Consider the following 15,678-nt stretch of genomic DNA (forward strand, 5'->3'; position numbering starts at 1 on the left):
AGACAATATGCGGGAAAGGCGCTTGCCTGGCTTCTGGGTAATTTCCCCCTTTTGCCTGCACATTTCCCCCGATGGTGCCGCCCCCGCCTTCCTCTAGGCTGGTCCGATATGACAGGGAGACATGGCGTGCGACACGCGCTGGCCGGCCCAAGCCTGATGATGTGCCTGGGCATGGCCCTTCCCGCCGCCGCCCAAAATACGCCATCGCGCGAGATCATGGATCAGGCGCAGAGCGTGCAGGCCGGCGAACCGGAACCCGCGCCCGATGCCGCCCTGCCCCCGCCCAGCACCAAGCCGGACCTGGTAATCGCGCCGATCCCGCTGTCCAATCCGGCGATGGGCACCGGCCTCGCCGGTGCGGCGGTGCTCTATTATAATCCCAACGGATCGTCCCGCCCCTGGGTCAGCGGCTTTGGTGGCGGCTACACCAGCACCGATAGCTGGGGCCTGGGCGCATCGCACAACATGACATTGGCCGACGACCGGCTGCGCTTCCAAGGCTGGGCCGGCTATGGCGTCGCCAATCTGCGCTTCTATGGCATCGGCGCCAATGCCGGCGCGTCCAACCTGTCGATCAAGCTGCGCGACAAGGCCTTCGCCGCCATGGTCGACACCCAATATCAGATCTTCAGCAAAGGCTTCCTGCGCCACCTCTCCTTCGGCGCGCGCCTCTATTATCTCGACATGAACGCCCGCGTTTCGCTGCCGCTGCCCAATCATCCGAACCTGACACCGCCCGCGATCGAGCGGCACAGCCAGATTGCGATGCTCGGCCCCTCCTTCACCTTCGACAGCCGCAACAATCCGGTCGATCCGCGCAAGGGCGTCTATACCACCGGATCACTGACCTATGGCGCCGACTGGCTGGGCAGCGACTTCACCCATCACAAGCTGCAGATTGCGGGCAATGGCTATTTCCCGCTGGGGCGCGAGACCGTGCTGGTGGTGCGCAAGACGCTGTGCGAGGCGTCGGACGGCGCGCCCTATTATGACCTGTGCCTCTATGGCCAGAATGGCGACCTGCGTGGCTACGAGACCGGCCGCTATCGCGACCGGGCCAGCTGGGCGCTGCAGGGCGAGGTGCGCCAGCATCTGTTCGGCAAGATCGGCATGGTCGCCTTCGGCGGCATCGGCGGCATTGCGCGCAGCGGCAAGGATATCTGGAAACATACCAAGATGCTCCCCGCCGGAGGTTTCGGCCTGCGCTATCTCGCCTCGAAGGAGGCCAATGTGAATCTGCGGGCCGACATCGCCTGGGGCAAGGACGGCGCCGCCTTCTATTTCGGGATCGGGGAAGCCTTTTAGGTCGGGTAGACAGATCAGACGGTCGGCAAACGACCAACATTTGCCATCCACGCGGCTCTCGCGCTTCTCCATCTGCGGACATTGCAGTTTGCGGAAACCGATCTTAGCATCATCAACTATGTTCAATTGGTTGCGCGACAAGTTGAAATGCATTCGGCCCGTTTCATCGTGGATGGTTACCATCTCAGGTGAAGCGATCGTTACCACCGATGGGCAAGGCACTGAACGCCAGCTACCCATTGTCGATCTTAAACGCGTCGTTGTCGCGACTGACGACAGTGGACCTTGGGGCGACGATGTAGTGTTTCTGCTCTATTCTGATGGATCAGAGCCTGTCGGTATTTTCCCGCTTGAGGCCGGTGGATGCCAAGACTTTGTCGATTGGCTGAGTACGTTAGACGGCTACAAAGACCGCGAAATGGCCAAAGCCATGTCATCCACCGAAGTGGCAAGATTTGCCGTTTTTTCGGCTGAAAGCTGACAGTCTCCTATTCACCCATTGCGGCCATTTGGCAGCCGCCGAATTGGCTACGCAACCCGGCGCTCACGCGCCGTAGCGCCCTTCTTCCACCCATTTCTCGGTGAGCGCATTGGCGGCATCGACATCCTGCGGGAAATCGACTTCTTGCCATGCTAGCCCCTCGATCGACACGGTGCCGACCCGGTTGCCCTTGGCGATGATGTCGATCGCGCGCAGATACCAGCGGGCGACGCCTTCGGGCGTGCGCATCATCTGGTCGACCTGGTTGCGGAAGATCGCCGGCCCTTCGCCCACGAACGCCAGCATGCCGATCGATTCGGCATTGGTGTCGGGCGGCAGCAGCCGCTTGCCGATATGGTGCAGGCGCCCGGTCTCGTCCCGGTTCACCTTCATGTCGTCATCGTCATAGTCGCCGTCGGGCTTCACATCGACGGTGACGGTGATCGCGTCCTTGGCGCCCGAGACCAGCTTCGCGACGATCTCGTCCGACACGATGGTGTCGCCGTTCAGGATGATGAAGTCCTGGTCCATCTCCTCACGCGCGATCCAGCAGCTGCCCAGATTGTCGGCGACCTGGAAGAAGGGATTGAACAGCGTGCGGATGCGCGCGCCGGTCTCGCGATAGAGTTGCAGCGCATGATCCTCGACCCGCTCGGTGCGGAAGCCGGTGACGACGACGATGTCGGTCACGCCATTGGCGACCAGCGCGGCGATCTGCCAGCTGATCAGGGTGCGGCCGTTGAAGTCGATCATGCACTTGGGCACGTCACGGGTCAGCGGCAGCAGGCGCGAACCCTGGCCGGCGGAGAGGATGATGGCTTTCTTGATGGTCATGCCCGCGCTTTAGAGCGATTTCGCAGCGCAGGGAAGAGAAGGACGCATTTGCGCAATGCGCCGCCCTTCCCTAGATAGACGCCCGCCAGCAACAAACGGCGTGTCACGCGAAAGGCTCCTGTTCCGGTGAAGTTGAAGCGCGCAAAGGGTAGCAGCGCACAGGATGGCTTTGCCCGTATCCTGGCCAATACCGGCTGGTTGCTGGGCGGCAAGGGCGTGGGCGCGGTGCTGAGCCTTGCCTATCTCGCCATCGTCACCCGCACGCTGGGCGTTGCCGATTTCGGCCGCTTCGCGCTGGTGCTGAGCGCCGCCAACGTCATCAAGACGTTGGTGTCCTTCGACAGCTGGCAGATCGTCGTGCGCTATGGCCAGCCGCATCTGGTGGACGGCAACGGCAATGCGCTCAACCGGGTGCTGCGCTTCTGCATCCTGATCGATCTCGCCTCGGCCGTGGCCGGCGGCCTGATCGCCGCGATCATCATCCTCGCCTTCGGCAACCAGCTGCAACTGGGGCCGGGCATGGGGCTTCAGGCCTGGCTGTTCTGCATGGTGATGATGATCACCATCCGCTCCTCCCCCACCGGCATATTGCGCCTGTTCGACCGTTTCGATTCGGCCGCCGTCGCCGAAACCATGATCCCGGTCGGACGGATGATCGGCGCGGGCCTGGCGCTTGCGCTGATGCCCGGCATCACCGGCTTCCTGATCGCCTGGGGCGCCGCCGAACTGCTGTGCGCGGCGGCCTATTGGTACCTCGCCCTGCGCGAAGGCAAGGGGCGGCTCGGCAGCTGGACCGCCGGCCGGGCGCTTGATGCGCGCCAGGAAAATCCCGGCATCGTCGGCTTCCTAACCGCCACCAACCTGCAGACCAGCCTGTCCGCCATGGGACAGCAGGTCGCGGTGCTGGTCGTCGGCCTGTTCGTCGGGCCGGTGGGCGCGGGCCTCTATCGCCTTGCCAACCAGCTCGCCCAGTCTCTGACCAAGATTTCCAGCCTGCTCTCGCGCAGCATCTTCGTCGAACTGTCGCGCACACAGTCCAGCCATGGCGTGGATGCGCTGCGGTCCCTGTTCCGCCGCACCAACCGGCTGGCGCTGATCGCCGGCGCCATCATCATCGCGCTGATCCTGACCATCGGCCATCCGCTGCTGGGCCTGATCGCGGGCAAGGAATTCCTCCCCGCCTATCCGCTGCTGATGCTGCTGGGCGTGTCGGCCTGCATCGACCTGGTCGGGGTCAGCTATCGCCCGCTGCTGATGGCGACCGACCGGGCCGGCCTGTCGCTGCGCATCACCTTTGCCTCCACCCTGCTGCTGCTGGGGATGCAGGCGGTGCTGCTGCCGATGAATGGCACGATCGGCGCTGCGATCGCCAATATCGTCGCCTCGATCGCCGGCTTCCTGATGATGGGTCTTGCCACCCGCCATGCGCTGGCATTGCGCGATACGCTGCCGCCGGAGCCCGACGCGAACTGAGCGACACCAGCGCGCCATCCCTGGATCGAGGGGGGAGAGGAACGACGCACTGGTGCCGCGCCCGGTTCAGCCTGATGAGACCGGGCTAGGGAAATTCAATAATATTTGAAGGCGGTGACCACCCCGTTCTGGGTGCTGCACTTGAACGTCTTCTTGACCGTCTTCTGCTTGCCGTCCTTGTCGATCACGACATTGACCAGCGCGCGCACGGCACCGCGGCTGTCGCTTTTCTTGTCGGTATCCTCGACCTCGCGCAGGGTGACGTCGATCACGCCCTTCTTTGCGCCCTGGGCCTTGGCTTCGTTCAGGCAGGCGGCGACCGATACGTCGCGGGAATCGCCGCTGACCGGAGTGACCGGGGTCGGCGCCGGCGGCGAGGGCGCCGCTTCGGGCGTTGTCTGTGCCATCAGGACGAGGGTGGCGGGCAACAATGCCGCCAGGGGCAGAATCTTGCGCATGCGGGTGCTCCCTTCATCGGGCCCATCTGCCGGGTCCGATTGTTTCTAGCATGCAGCCACAGCGCGCGGCATCGGGAATAACCCGATAGGGAAACGCCCTGCCCTTTAGCGCGCGAGGATGGATTCGATCAGCACGATGTCGTCGGGCTTGTCGGCGTCGATGCAGGCTTCCGCCTGGTCCATCGCCACCAGCCGCGCGGTCAGGCCGAAACGCCGCCCCACCCGCGCAATGCCGCCGCGCAGGGTCAGGATGCGCAGCAGTGCGCCGACCAGCGCCAGCGGGCCAAAGGCGGACAGGATCTTCCAGCCCTTCTTCCGGTCCTGCTCGACATCCTGCCACAACGCGATCACCGGGCGCGCTTTGGCGCTGCCGAACCAGAAGATGTTCGCGCCCGACCACCAGCCGTCGCGGAACTTGAGCCAGGTGCGGCGCGACTGCGGATAATGGGCCAGCAGGGTCGCCTTCTCGACCATGGCGACGGCGATGTCGGCGCCCGTCGCCTCCGCCACGAACTGGTCCAGCATCGCCGCGTCGAGCAGCACATGGTCCGCCGTCGTCATCAGCAGCGGGAAAGGCAGGTCCGCCTTCTCCATCAGTTCCAGCAGCGAGGAGGCGATGCCCTTGCCGCCGCGCTCGAACCGCACGCGCGGATCGCTGGCCAGCCAGGCGGTGGCCGGATCATCGGCGAAATATTCGGGATTCTGCGTCAGCACCACCAGCTGGCCGATCGCCGGATGGGCGAGCAAGGCGCGCGCCGGGCGGTTGATCATCGGCTCCCCCGCGACCGGCACCAGCGGCTTGACCGGCACGCCGGCAGCGGTTGCGAGCGGATCGGCGATCGGCCGCGCCCCTGCCAGCAGGATTGCGGTGATGGTGACGGGATGGGAGGATGTCATGCCCGCTCGTTAGCCGAGCGAGCCACTGCCGCAAAGCCGCTTATTTCCCCGCAGCGGCCGGTGCGCCCGCGGTCGGCGCGGCCGCCGCCACCTCATGCGTGCCGACCTTCAGCCCCTTGAGCTGGGCCAGGCGCGCGCGGAAAGCGACCAGATTGCTGCCGGTCAGTTGCGCCGTCGTGGTGAACTTCACCGACAGCGGATTGACCACCTGGCCATTGCGATACAACTCATAATGAAGATGCGGACCGGTCGACAGGCCGCTGGAACCGACATAGCCGATCACCTGGCCGCGCCGCACCCGCTGGCCGGGCACCGCCGCGATCCGGCTCATATGCGCATAGCCGGTGGCCAGGCCCCCGCCATGGGAAACACGGACATAATTGCCATGGCCGCCATGGCGGCCGGCAAAGGCAACCACGCCGTCGGTCACCGCATAGATGGGCGATCCGTAGCGCGCGCCGAAATCGATGCCGGCATGCATGCGGGTATAACCCAGGATCGGATGGCGGCGCATGCCGAAGCCCGACGTCATGCGGGCGCCGTCGACCGGTGCGCCCAGCACGCCGCGTTTTTCGCCCACGCCCGATGCCTCGAACCATTCGGTGCGGCCCTCGCTGGTCCATTTCAGCATGTCGACCGCCTTACCCCGCGCCCGGCGGAAACCGGCATAGAGCAGCTCGCCCACCTCGACATCGCCGGTTTCGGCGCGATGATATTCGGTGATGATGTCATAGCGGTCGCCCGCGCCGATCGATCCCAGATCGACCTGCTTGGCGATCACCCGCAGGAAGGCCTGCACCGCCTTGGGCGGCGCACCGGCGGCGCGGGCCGAGCGATAGATGCTGTCGCCGACCACGCCCTGGATGCGCAGCGGGGTGTTGTCGACGCGAATGGGCACGCGCGTCACCTGCAGCACGCCGCCGACCCGGTTGAGTTCGACCGCAAGGTCGAGCCGCGCGCGGAAATTGAGCTTGTCGAGCGGCCGGGGCGATGTGCGGCTGGCACGGCGGCCCAGGATGATGTCGAGCCGGGTGCCCGGCTTCACGCCTGCGCCGATATCGCCGCCGACCATGCTGGTCACGGTCGCGACATCGCCGCTGCTGACCCCGGCACGCGACAAGGCGCGGGCCAGCGTGTCGCTGCTGCCGATCTGGGCATTGAGTTCGATCTGCGGCCGTTCGGGCGTTTCCTTGAGGGGCTGCACCGTATCGGTCGCGCCCATCCGCCGGCCACTGTCCGCGCCCAGCGCCAGCGGCGTGATCATCTGGCTGCGCACCTCGTCATATTGGGCGGGCGCCAGTAGCGGTTCGGGCGCGCCGGGCACCGGCTGGAAACCGGGCGAGAGATAGAGGGCGGTGGCGCACAGGCCAAAACAGGTGGCAAGGCCGCGAAACCAGGTAAGGCTGCCGACATTCTGCCCCAGGTCCGGGACGAGGTTGACGTCCTCCGCCCAGTCGCGCAGGCGCGTGCGCCAGTCGCGCGGCGCCGCCGGTCGCTGCAGGCTGTCCGCCAGCCATAGCGACATGGACGCGCCACCCTGCTGAAAACCCGACTGATTATCCTGGAACAAAAGCCGCAACCCCCGGGGTGCTTTTTATCGCATCGCCAACGCAATGGTCCCCGCGCCATGCGTCGGACCGCACCCTTGTGAACGCGCAGGGTTAAAGTCAATTTAAGACGCTGCCATGACCCGCGCCGCTGCGACGAAACGTGCCCATGGCCGGGCAGAGTCCCGTTAACCAAGGGAACATCGGGCCGATCGCGCAAAGTCCTTGCCCTGCCCGCCATCCTGCACGACATAGGCCCCATCATGGCCCAGTTCGCCCGTTCGCCCGTCACCGCTGTGCTGGGCCCCACCAATACCGGCAAGACTCATCTCGCCGTCGAGCGCATGTGCGGCCATTCGAGCGGCATGATGGGCTTTCCGCTGCGCCTGCTGGCGCGCGAAGTCTATGACCGCGTCGTCGCGATCAAGGGCGCGCAGCAGGTCGCCCTCATCACCGGTGAGGAAAAGATCGTGCCGCCGGGCGCGCGCTATTTCCTCTGCACCGCCGAATCCATGCCCATCAGTGGCGGCAGGGAAGCCGCCGCGATGACCGGCGGCCTCAGCGATTTCGCCTTTGTCGCGCTGGACGAGGCACAACTGGGCGCCGATCCCGAGCGCGGCCATATCTTCACCGACCGCATCCTGCGCGCCCGCGGCCGCGAAGAAACGATGATCCTGGGCTCCGCCAGCATCGCGAAGACGGTCAAGAGCCTAGTCCCGGAGGTCGAGATCATCGGCCGGCCGCGCTTCTCCACCCTCTCCTATGCTGGCGCCAAGAAGCTGTCGCGCCTGCCGCGCCGCTCCGCCATCGTCGCCTTCTCGGCCGAGGAAGTCTATGCCGTGGCGGAAATGCTGCGCCGCTTCCGGGGCGGTGCGGCGGTGGTGATGGGCGCGCTCTCGCCCCGCACCCGCAATGCCCAGGTACAGATGTTCCTCAATGGCGACGTCGATTATCTGGTCGCCACCGATGCGATCGGCATGGGCCTCAACCTCGACGTCGCCCATGTCGCCTTCGCCTCGCTGCGCAAGTTTGACGGCCGCCGCTCGCGCCGGCTGACGGTCGCCGAAATGGCCCAGATCGCCGGCCGCGCCGGGCGCCATCACAAGGACGGCACCTTCGGCAGTCTGGGGTCGGAGGATGGCGACGCCGCCTTCACCCCCGAAGAGATCGAGGCGATCGAGGCACATCGCTTTCCGTCCGTCGACCAGCTTTTCTGGCGCGACGGCGCACCGCGCACCGACAGCATCGATCATCTCATCATCGATCTGGAGGCCCGGCCCGATCGCCCGGAACTGCGCACCGCGCCGCAGGCGGTCGACCTGGCCGTGCTGCGCCGGATGGCCGAAGACCCGGAAGTTCAGGCCCGTGTCCGCTCCAAGCGCGATGTCGAACGGCTCTGGGCCGCCTGTGGCCTGCCCGATTTCCAGAAGCTGGGCGCGGAGCATCATGCCCGCACCGTGGCGCGCATCTGGCGCTTCATCGCCGGCAATGGCTCCGGCTTTGGCGGCCATATTCCGCGCGACTGGTTCGCCCAGCAGATCGCCCGCCTCGATTCGGTCCAGGGCGATATCGACACCTTGTCGGGCCGGATCGCCGCCGCGCGCACCTGGTCCTATATCGCCCATCGTCCCGACTGGCTGGCCAATCCGGTGGAGATGGCGGAACGCACGCGCATGCTGGAAGAAAAGCTGTCCGATGCGCTGCATGCGGCCCTGACGCAGCGTTTCGTGGACCGACGCACCTCTGTTCTGCTAAGGGATCTCGGACAGAATGCGAGCAATCTGCCGGTCACGGTCGACCCGGATGGGACGGTCTGCGTCGATGGCGAGACGATCGGGCGACTTGACGGATTTCGTTTCTCAGTCGATCCCGCTACGCGACTCCAGGACAGAAAGCTGTTGCTGGCGGCGGCGGAAAGGCGCCTTGGAAAGGTATTACGAGTGAAGGCTGACGAATTGATGAGCGCTGCGGATACGGATTTCGCGCTCATGGACGATGCGGGACAGACGCCGGGCATCGCCTGGCAGGGCACCCCGGTCGCAACGCTGATGGCGGGCGCAGGCCTGCTCGCGCCCGAAATCCGGCTCGATCGCGCGCTCGCCGCGCTGGGCCCGGATGTGCAGAAGCAGGTGACGACCCGTCTGGCGACCTGGTTCGAGGCGCAGAAGCAGAAGCATCTGCTGCCACTGGTCAAGATGAGCGAAAGCGCTGCCGATCCGGCCGTGCCAGCCGTCGTCCGCGCGGTCTTTGCCCAGCTGGCCGATGCCGGCGGCGTCGCGCCGCGACTCGACCTTGATTCGGCGCTCGGCCATCTCGACAAGGATCAGCGCCATCTGCTGCGCCGCGCCGGCATCGATATCGGCGTGCTCGATCTCTATCATCCCGGCCTGTTGAAGCCGGGTGCGGCGCGCTGGCGTGCGGCGCTGCAGGCGGCGCGCATCGGCAAGCCCTGCCTGCCGCTGCCCCAGCCGGGCCTGACCCTGATCCCGACCGGCGACAAGCCCCAGGAAATGGGCGCCCGCATTGCGGGCTTCCGCAGCTTTGGCCCGCAGATGCTGCGCATCGACATGGCCGAGCGCATGGCCCGCACCGCGCACGAGACGATCGCGAAGAATGAGCCGTTCAGCGCGCTCAGCCCGCAGATCGTGTCGCTGGGCCTGAGCGAAGAAGCGTTCCTGCAGCTGATGCGCGCCGCCGGCTTCCGCCCGATCGATCCGGTGCCAACCCCGGCGCCCGTCGCCGAGGCACCGGCCGAAGCCGCGCCCGCCGTGGAGGGCACGGACGTGGTCGAAGCGACCGAGGCTGCGCCTGAAGCCGCAGCGGAAGCCGTTGCCGAGGCCCCCGTCGAAGCGGCGGCCGAGGCGGCAACCGAAACCCCGGCCGAAGCGCCCGTCGCCGCCACCGGCGCCAACTGGGTGTTCAAGGGCCGGCAGAAAGGCCGCCCGCAGGGCGATCGTGGTCCGCGCGGCCCCCGCCGCGACCAGCAGCAGCGCCCCGAAGGCAAATTTGCCGGCAAGAGCGACAATCGCGGTGAAGGTCGTGGCGACAACCGTGGCGGCAAGGGCGGCGATCGCGGCCCGCGCAAGGGTGGCGACCGCGACGATAATCGCGCGCCGCGCGCTACCCCCGCCAGCCACAAGGCCGCCACCAGCAACCATGCCTTCGCCGGCCTGGCCGAACTGCTGGGGCGCAATGGCTGACCCCAAGGGGGCCATGACAGTGCATGGGACGGGCGTCGGCCCGTCCCTGCGCATCGACAAATATCTGTGGTTCGCGCGCCTGTCGAAAAGCCGCTCGACCGCGCAGAAGCTGGCCGAAGACGGTCATATCCGCCTCAATGGCCGGCGAATCGACCGGTCCCATGCGCCGGTGCGCGCCGGCGACCTCATCACCTTTCCCCACGCCGCCGGCGTCCGCGTCGTCCGCGTGATCCAGCTGCCCACCCGGCGCGGCCCCGCGCCCGAGGCGCAGGCCTGCTATGAGGAATTGACGGTCGGCAGCTAAACCTGCCGCCGATCGCCTGTTTTAGAACCGGTAGGCAAGCGCCACGAAGCCGTTCGGTCGCGTCGCATGCTCGACCAGCGGGCTGTCCTTGACCCGGCCGAGCAGACTGGTCGCCCCGACCGATCCGGTCACGCTCCAGCGGCTGTCGAGCCGATAGACGATGTTGAGCAGCGCCGAGACATCCTTGAACCCTGCCTTGCCGCGATATTGGTCCAGTCCGGACGCTGCCGCCTCCCGCGCATTCACCCCGAAATAGCCGTCCATATGCTTGCCGTCGGCAAAGCTGGTGGCGATCGAGGGGGTGATGATGAGCTTGGGATTGAGGATGACAGGATAGGAGAGGCTGGCGTCAGCGATGAAGCCGCCGGTGCTGCCGCTAATGCCCTGCGTCGCGCCCAGCGTCGCCACCACGCCGCCGCCGGTCAGATTGGCGAACACGCGCCCGCCCACGCCCCAGGACAGCCGATCGATACCCGTCGGCACGTCGCGCCGCCGATAGCCGGGCATCGGCGTGACGCCCGCGCCGATGGTCAGCGCCCGGTCATCGACCAGATTGAGCCCCACGCCATTGCGGAAATTGGCGAAGAAGCGCCCCTCGACAATGTCGATCGCCGGCAGCGGCAGCACGCGATAATCGTCGGCGCCCTGATAGACCGGCGTCACCGCCGCACCCAGGCCGATGACGATCCGGTCCTTGCTCGGCTGCCCCACCGACTGGCGCGAACTGCTGAGATCCTGCGCCTTGACTGCCACCTGCGCGGCTGCGCCCATGGCGAGCAGCGCGATGCTCGATCGGACCATCGTCGATTTCATTATGCAAATCCCTGTCGAAACGGCCGTCCGAAGATCGACCAGCCCCATGCCGGCGCACGGGCATCCATGGCCGGCACAATAATTTCCAGGCAATATACTGTAAATACAGCACAATGTTTCCGGAAAATGTCCAGCATCGGCCCGACGCAGGAAGATCACAACTCATCCTGCATATTTGTTCGGCCCATCGACCAGATGGTCAGAACTGGTCGGCGATATCCATCAGGCCGAGCAGCTTCTTCGGCGCGATCTGGCGCCAGCTGGCGTGGAGCCGCTCGCCGATATGGTCCCAGTCGGTATCGCCCAGGTCGAGGCGGATGCCGACCCAGTCATTGCCGAAATAGGCGGGGCGGTAATAGCGGTCCGGATCGGCTTCGATCAGGGTTGCCTGCTCTTCCGGCGCGGTGGTCTTCACCAGCACGGCAATGATGCCGTCGCCATGATGGTCGCGGGTGAAATAGGCGAATTTCTTGCCCTTCACGATGCCGAAGCAGGGCATGCCGTGCGACACGATCTCGTCCGCCTGCGGCAGCACCAGCGCGGCTTCACGCACCTTGTTCAGCAGCCAGTCGGGCTGGCGCTCACGGGTGACGAAATCAGCGAGCGTGCGCGAATAGAGCTGATGCTCGGCGATCAGGATGCGCCCGGCCAGGCTGTCGGCCGTGTCGCCGGGCAGGATCGCCACCGGGGTCTGGCCCAGCACCGGGCCATCGTCCAGTTCGGCGGTGACGATATGGACCGAACAGCCGGCATGGCTGTCGCCCGCGTCGATCGCGCGCTGATGGGTGTCGAGGCCCTTATATTTGGGCAGCAGGCTGGGATGGATGTTGAGCATCCGGTCTTCCCAGCCGGACACGAATTCGGGCGACAGAAGCCGCATGTAGCCGGCCAGCGCGACATATTGGACGCCCGCGGCACGCAGCTGCGCGTCGATCACCGCGTCGAACTCCGCGCGTTTCATACCCTTGTGGCTCTGGCCGAAGGTGCCGATGCCCTCGGCCGCGGCGAGCGCCAGGCCGGGGGCTTCCGGATCATTGGCGGCGACCAGCACGATCTCGAACGGACAGTCCTGCGCCTTCGCCGCATAGAGCAGCGCCGCCATGTTCGAGCCACGGCCGGAAATCAGGACGCCGATCTTTGCCTTGGTCATAGGGTCTCCCCTCCCGCCTGCGGGAGGGGCCGGGGGAGGGCCTGTCTTAAAGGCGATCCCCTGGAAAACCCTCCCCTAACCCCTCCCGCAGGCGGGAGGGGGATTGGTGGTGCTTGTCAGCCCAGATGCGTGGCCGACCAGTCGGCCTTGGCGCTCCAGGTTTCGGCGCTGCCCTTGACGGTGCAGCCCTTGTCGCCTTCGCTGACAGTGCCGACGCGGAACACGGTTTCGCCCGCATCCTCCAGCGCCTGGGTGACGCCCACAACATGCGCCTCGTCCACCGCCAGGATCATGCCGATGCCGCAGTTGAAGGTGCGCGCCATCTCTTCGGGCTCGATATTGCCCTGCGCCTGGAGGAAGGCCATCAGGCGCGGCTGCTCCCAGGCGTCGGCGTCGACGATGGCATGGGTGCCTTCGGGCAGGACGCGCGGGATATTTTCCAGCAGGCCGCCGCCGGTGATGTGGGCGAGCGCATTGATCATGCCGGCGCGGACCAGCGGCAGCAGGCTCTTCACGTAGATCTTCGTGGGGGCCATCAGCGCGTCGATCAGCAGCACTTCATTGTCGAACAGCGCCGGGCGATCGAGCTTCCAGCCCTTGTCGGCGGCGAGGCGACGGACCAGCGAGAAACCGTTGGAGTGGACGCCCGACGAGGCGAGGCCGATCAGGACGTCGCCGGCCTTCACCTTGTTGCCGGTCAGCGCCTTGGAGCGTTCCACCGCACCGACGCAGAAGCCGGCCAGGTCATAGTCGCCGTCGCTGTACATGCCGGGCATTTCGGCGGTCTCGCCACCGATCAGCGCGCAGCCGGCCTGGCGGCAGCCCTCGGCGATGCCGGCGATGACGCGTTCGGCGACGCCCGACTCCAGCTTGCCGGTGGCATAATAGTCGAGGAAGAAGAGCGGCTCGGCGCCCTGCACGATCAGGTCGTTGGCGCACATGGCAACGAGATCGATACCCACGCCGTCATGGCGGTCATGGTCGATCGCCAGCTTCAGCTTGGTGCCCACGCCGTCATTGGCCGCGACCAGCAACGGGTCGTCATAGCCCGCCGCCTTCAGGTCGAAAAAGCCGCCGAAACCGCCCAGTTCGGCGTCCGCGCCGGGGCGTCGGGTGGCCTTGGCCAGGGGGGCGATGGCACGGACAAGGGCATTGCCCGCGGCGATGTCGACGCCAGCCTTGGCGTAGCTGTAGGATTCGTTGTCGCTCATGGGCCAGCGCCCTAGAACAATAGCGCCGAAAACGGAAGGCTGGATGGGTTGGCGCTTGGCATGCGGGGCAAATCTCGCCAAAAGGACGCCCGTGATCCTTGCCAAGACTCTTCGTCGCCTGTCGTTTCCGCCAGCGCTTGCTCTCCATGCCCTGTCCCGGCCGGCGCAGATCGCCGGCGCGGTGGGAATCGGCCTGGTCGGCGCTGCGCTGTTCGCCCAGATGGAAGGCGAACGCGGCGTCCCGCCGATCGCCAGCGGCGGCGATTATGAGGTGCGCGGCGTGAAGGTCGACGTCCAGGCCGGCAGCGCCGATGCGGCCCGCTATGCCGGCTGGCGGCTGGCCCAGCGCCAGGCGTGGAAGATGCTGTGGACCCGCACCCATGGCGGAACGGGCGTGCCCAGCCTGTCCGATTCGCAACTGGAAGCCATGATCTCGGGCATCGAGGTCGAATATGAACAGGCCGGCCCCGGTCGCTATGTCGCGACGCTCGGCATCTTGTTCGACCGCGCGCGTACCGGCCAGTTGCTGGGCGTTTCCGGCAATGTGATGCGCTCGCCGCCGCTGCTGGTGATCCCGGTCCTGTGGGATGGCGGCTCCGCCGTATCCTATGAACGGGTCAATGAATGGCAGAAGGCCTGGGCGCGTTATCGCACCGGCGACAGCGCGATCGACTATGTCCGGGTCGCGGGCTCGGTCGCCGACCCGGTATTGCTCAACGCCGGCCAGACCGGACGGCGCGGCCGCCTGTGGTGGCGCGTACTGCTCGACCAATATGGCGCGGCCGACGTGGTGATCCCGATGGTGCGGCTCGACCGGCAATGGCCCGGCGGCCCGGTGACGGCCAATTTCACCGCCCGCTATGGCCCCGACAACAGCCTGATCGGCAGCTTCGCGTTGCGCGCCTCGAACGACAGCGGCATCCCGCAGATGCTGGACGAGGGCGCGCGCCGGATCGACGAACTCTATATCCGCGCGCTCAATGACGGCCGCCTGCGGCCCGATCCGTCGCTGATCATCGAGGAACCGGTCGATCCCAGCGCGCTGGCGATCGAGAATGCGACCGAGGCGCCGATCGAGGCGGTCGACATGCCACTGCCCACCGCCGGCGCCAGCGTCGCCAGCTTCGCCATCCAGTTCGACACGCCTGACGTCGGATCGGTCACCGCCGGCGAATCGGCCTTGCGCAGCATTCCGGGCGTCCGCTCGGCCGCGAGCAGCAGCCTGGCGCTGGGCGGCACGTCGGTGATGCAGGTCAGCTTCGAGGGCACGGCCGACGCGCTGCGCACCGGATTGCAGGCGCGCGGCTACAGCGTGGCGGTATCGGGCAACACCATGCGCATCTCGCGCCGGCAGGCCCCCGCAGGACAGCCATGAGCCAGATCAGCCTGCCCTTCGAATGGCAGGGCCAGGGCGAGGAGTTTCTGGTGAGCGAGGCCAATCAACTGGCCGTTGCCCATCTGGAACGCTGGCGCGACTGGCCTGTGTCGGTGACCGTGCTGACCGGCCCGCCACTGTCGGGTCGTTCGGCGCTGGGCCGCCAGTTCGTCGCGATGAGCGGCGGCAGCGTGATCGACGATGCCGAGGGGCAGGACGAGCATATGCTGTTCCATGCCTGGAACGAGGCGCAGACCGAGCATCGCCCGCTGCTGATGATCGGCCGCACGTCCCCGCTGCGCTGGACGGTGGCATTGCCCGACCTGCGATCGCGGCTGGCCGGATCGCCCCATGTCGCGATCGAGGAGCCGGACGAGGCGCTGGCGCTGGCGCTGATCGAACGGCGGCTGGGCGCGTCGGGCGCCAGCTTCGCGCCGGACCTCGCCCCCTGGCTGCTCCGGCGGATCGAGCGCAGCTATGGCGCGATTGCGGCGGTGACGGCGCTGCTGGATGAGGCGTCGCTGTCATCTGGACGTAAGATTTCGGTCGCACTGGCGAAAGAGGCTCTGCAATCTGCAGGAATCTTGCCTATAGTCCCGCCCGATCCCACCAACGACCAGCGCGAGTAAT

General features: G+C 66.6%; 14 protein-coding genes. 7 read left to right on the top strand and 7 right to left on the bottom strand.

The annotated features are described in order from the left end of the window. Window positions 1–126 precede the first annotated feature (126 nt). Window positions 127–1,305, top strand: coding sequence for a BamA/TamA family outer membrane protein (locus ACUCV3_RS13465; RefSeq protein ID WP_234415737.1), 1,179 nt, complete (start codon window positions 127–129; stop codon window positions 1,303–1,305). Between the two features lie 118 nt (window positions 1,306–1,423). Then, a complete protein-coding gene (locus ACUCV3_RS13470) occupies window positions 1,424–1,786 on the top strand; it encodes a hypothetical protein (RefSeq protein ID WP_048937823.1) in 363 nt (120 codons plus the stop codon). Between the two features lie 63 nt (window positions 1,787–1,849). Here the strand turns inward: ACUCV3_RS13470 and ACUCV3_RS13475 are convergent, their stop codons facing one another. Beyond that, the gene (locus ACUCV3_RS13475; protein WP_048937822.1) at window positions 1,850–2,620 is read right to left on the bottom strand and encodes a phosphocholine cytidylyltransferase family protein; all 771 of its coding nucleotides are present in this window, start codon (window positions 2,618–2,620) and stop codon (window positions 1,850–1,852) included. 126 nt (window positions 2,621–2,746) lie between these two features. On the opposite strand from ACUCV3_RS13475, the gene ACUCV3_RS13480 reads away from it, so the two are divergent. Further along, window positions 2,747–4,093, top strand: a complete 1,347-nt coding sequence (locus tag ACUCV3_RS13480; RefSeq protein ID WP_482240683.1) for a lipopolysaccharide biosynthesis protein — start codon at window positions 2,747–2,749, stop codon at window positions 4,091–4,093. 95 nt (window positions 4,094–4,188) lie between these two features. Here ACUCV3_RS13480 and ACUCV3_RS13485 read toward each other — a convergent pair whose 3' ends face one another. From ACUCV3_RS13485 to ACUCV3_RS13495, 3 genes are all read right to left on the bottom strand, one after another. After that, window positions 4,189–4,551: a hypothetical protein gene (locus ACUCV3_RS13485; protein ID WP_048937820.1), complete on the bottom strand. Its 363-nt coding sequence runs from the start codon at window positions 4,549–4,551 to the stop codon at window positions 4,189–4,191. A gap of 105 nt (window positions 4,552–4,656) precedes the next feature. Beyond that, window positions 4,657–5,448, bottom strand: a complete 792-nt coding sequence (locus tag ACUCV3_RS13490) for a nucleotidyltransferase family protein (protein WP_048937819.1) — start codon at window positions 5,446–5,448, stop codon at window positions 4,657–4,659. 40 nt (window positions 5,449–5,488) lie between these two features. Beyond that, window positions 5,489–6,973 (bottom strand): M23 family metallopeptidase, encoded by a 1,485-nt coding sequence (locus ACUCV3_RS13495; RefSeq protein WP_234415736.1) that lies wholly within the window; start codon window positions 6,971–6,973, stop codon window positions 5,489–5,491. A 285-nt stretch (window positions 6,974–7,258) separates the two neighbouring features. Between ACUCV3_RS13495 and ACUCV3_RS13500 the strand changes: the two genes are divergently transcribed. Then, window positions 7,259–10,195, top strand: coding sequence for a helicase-related protein (locus tag ACUCV3_RS13500; protein WP_048937817.1), 2,937 nt, complete (start codon window positions 7,259–7,261; stop codon window positions 10,193–10,195). Further along, a complete protein-coding gene (locus ACUCV3_RS13505; protein ID WP_048937816.1) occupies window positions 10,188–10,499 on the top strand; it encodes an RNA-binding S4 domain-containing protein in 312 nt (103 codons plus the stop codon). Before ACUCV3_RS13500 ends, ACUCV3_RS13505 begins: the two co-directional genes overlap by 8 nt. Before the next feature lie 21 nt (window positions 10,500–10,520). On the opposite strand, the gene ACUCV3_RS13510 is transcribed toward ACUCV3_RS13505, so the two are convergent. From ACUCV3_RS13510 to purM, 3 genes are all read right to left on the bottom strand, one after another. Further along, window positions 10,521–11,312: a MipA/OmpV family protein gene (locus ACUCV3_RS13510; RefSeq protein WP_048937815.1), complete on the bottom strand. Its 792-nt coding sequence runs from the start codon at window positions 11,310–11,312 to the stop codon at window positions 10,521–10,523. A gap of 199 nt (window positions 11,313–11,511) precedes the next feature. Then, window positions 11,512–12,462, bottom strand: coding sequence for a phosphoribosylglycinamide formyltransferase (purN, locus tag ACUCV3_RS13515; protein WP_048937814.1), 951 nt, complete (start codon window positions 12,460–12,462; stop codon window positions 11,512–11,514). Between the two features lie 116 nt (window positions 12,463–12,578). Beyond that, entirely contained in the window at window positions 12,579–13,673 is a 1,095-nt protein-coding gene (gene purM, locus ACUCV3_RS13520) for a phosphoribosylformylglycinamidine cyclo-ligase (RefSeq protein ID WP_017500249.1), read from the bottom strand. Between the two features lie 91 nt (window positions 13,674–13,764). Here purM and ACUCV3_RS13525 point away from each other — a divergent pair, with 91 nt between their 5' ends. Together ACUCV3_RS13525 and ACUCV3_RS13530 are read left to right on the top strand one after the other, a co-directional pair. Then, on the top strand, window positions 13,765–15,048 hold the full coding sequence (locus ACUCV3_RS13525) for a heavy-metal-associated domain-containing protein (RefSeq protein WP_482240684.1): 1,284 nt from the start codon (window positions 13,765–13,767) through the stop codon (window positions 15,046–15,048). Beyond that, window positions 15,045–15,677 (top strand): HdaA/DnaA family protein, encoded by a 633-nt coding sequence (locus ACUCV3_RS13530; protein WP_004211120.1) that lies wholly within the window; start codon window positions 15,045–15,047, stop codon window positions 15,675–15,677. Before ACUCV3_RS13525 ends, ACUCV3_RS13530 begins: the two co-directional genes overlap by 4 nt. Window position 15,678 lies beyond the last annotated feature (1 nt).

Source organism: Sphingobium sp. VMM, assembly GCF_056790315.1.

Bases quoted from the DNA above. Each gene is read 5' to 3' on its own strand.
- ACUCV3_RS13505 (WP_048937816.1), top strand. From the start codon at position 10,188: ATGGCTGACCCCAAGGGGGCCATGACAGTGCATGGGACGGGCGTCGGC.
- ACUCV3_RS13500 (WP_048937817.1), top strand. From the start codon at position 7,259: ATGGCCCAGTTCGCCCGTTCGCCCGTCACCGCTGTGCTGGGCCCCACC.
- purM (WP_017500249.1), bottom strand. From the start codon at position 13,673: ATGAGCGACAACGAATCCTACAGCTACGCCAAGGCTGGCGTCGACATC.
- ACUCV3_RS13530 (WP_004211120.1), top strand. From the start codon at position 15,045: ATGAGCCAGATCAGCCTGCCCTTCGAATGGCAGGGCCAGGGCGAGGAG.
- ACUCV3_RS13470 (WP_048937823.1), top strand. From the start codon at position 1,424: ATGTTCAATTGGTTGCGCGACAAGTTGAAATGCATTCGGCCCGTTTCA.
- ACUCV3_RS13495 (WP_234415736.1), bottom strand. From the start codon at position 6,973: ATGTCGCTATGGCTGGCGGACAGCCTGCAGCGACCGGCGGCGCCGCGC.
- ACUCV3_RS13490 (WP_048937819.1), bottom strand. From the start codon at position 5,448: ATGACATCCTCCCATCCCGTCACCATCACCGCAATCCTGCTGGCAGGG.
- ACUCV3_RS13475 (WP_048937822.1), bottom strand. From the start codon at position 2,620: ATGACCATCAAGAAAGCCATCATCCTCTCCGCCGGCCAGGGTTCGCGC.
- ACUCV3_RS13510 (WP_048937815.1), bottom strand. From the start codon at position 11,312: ATGAAATCGACGATGGTCCGATCGAGCATCGCGCTGCTCGCCATGGGC.
- ACUCV3_RS13485 (WP_048937820.1), bottom strand. From the start codon at position 4,551: ATGCGCAAGATTCTGCCCCTGGCGGCATTGTTGCCCGCCACCCTCGTC.
- purN (WP_048937814.1), bottom strand. From the start codon at position 12,462: ATGACCAAGGCAAAGATCGGCGTCCTGATTTCCGGCCGTGGCTCGAAC.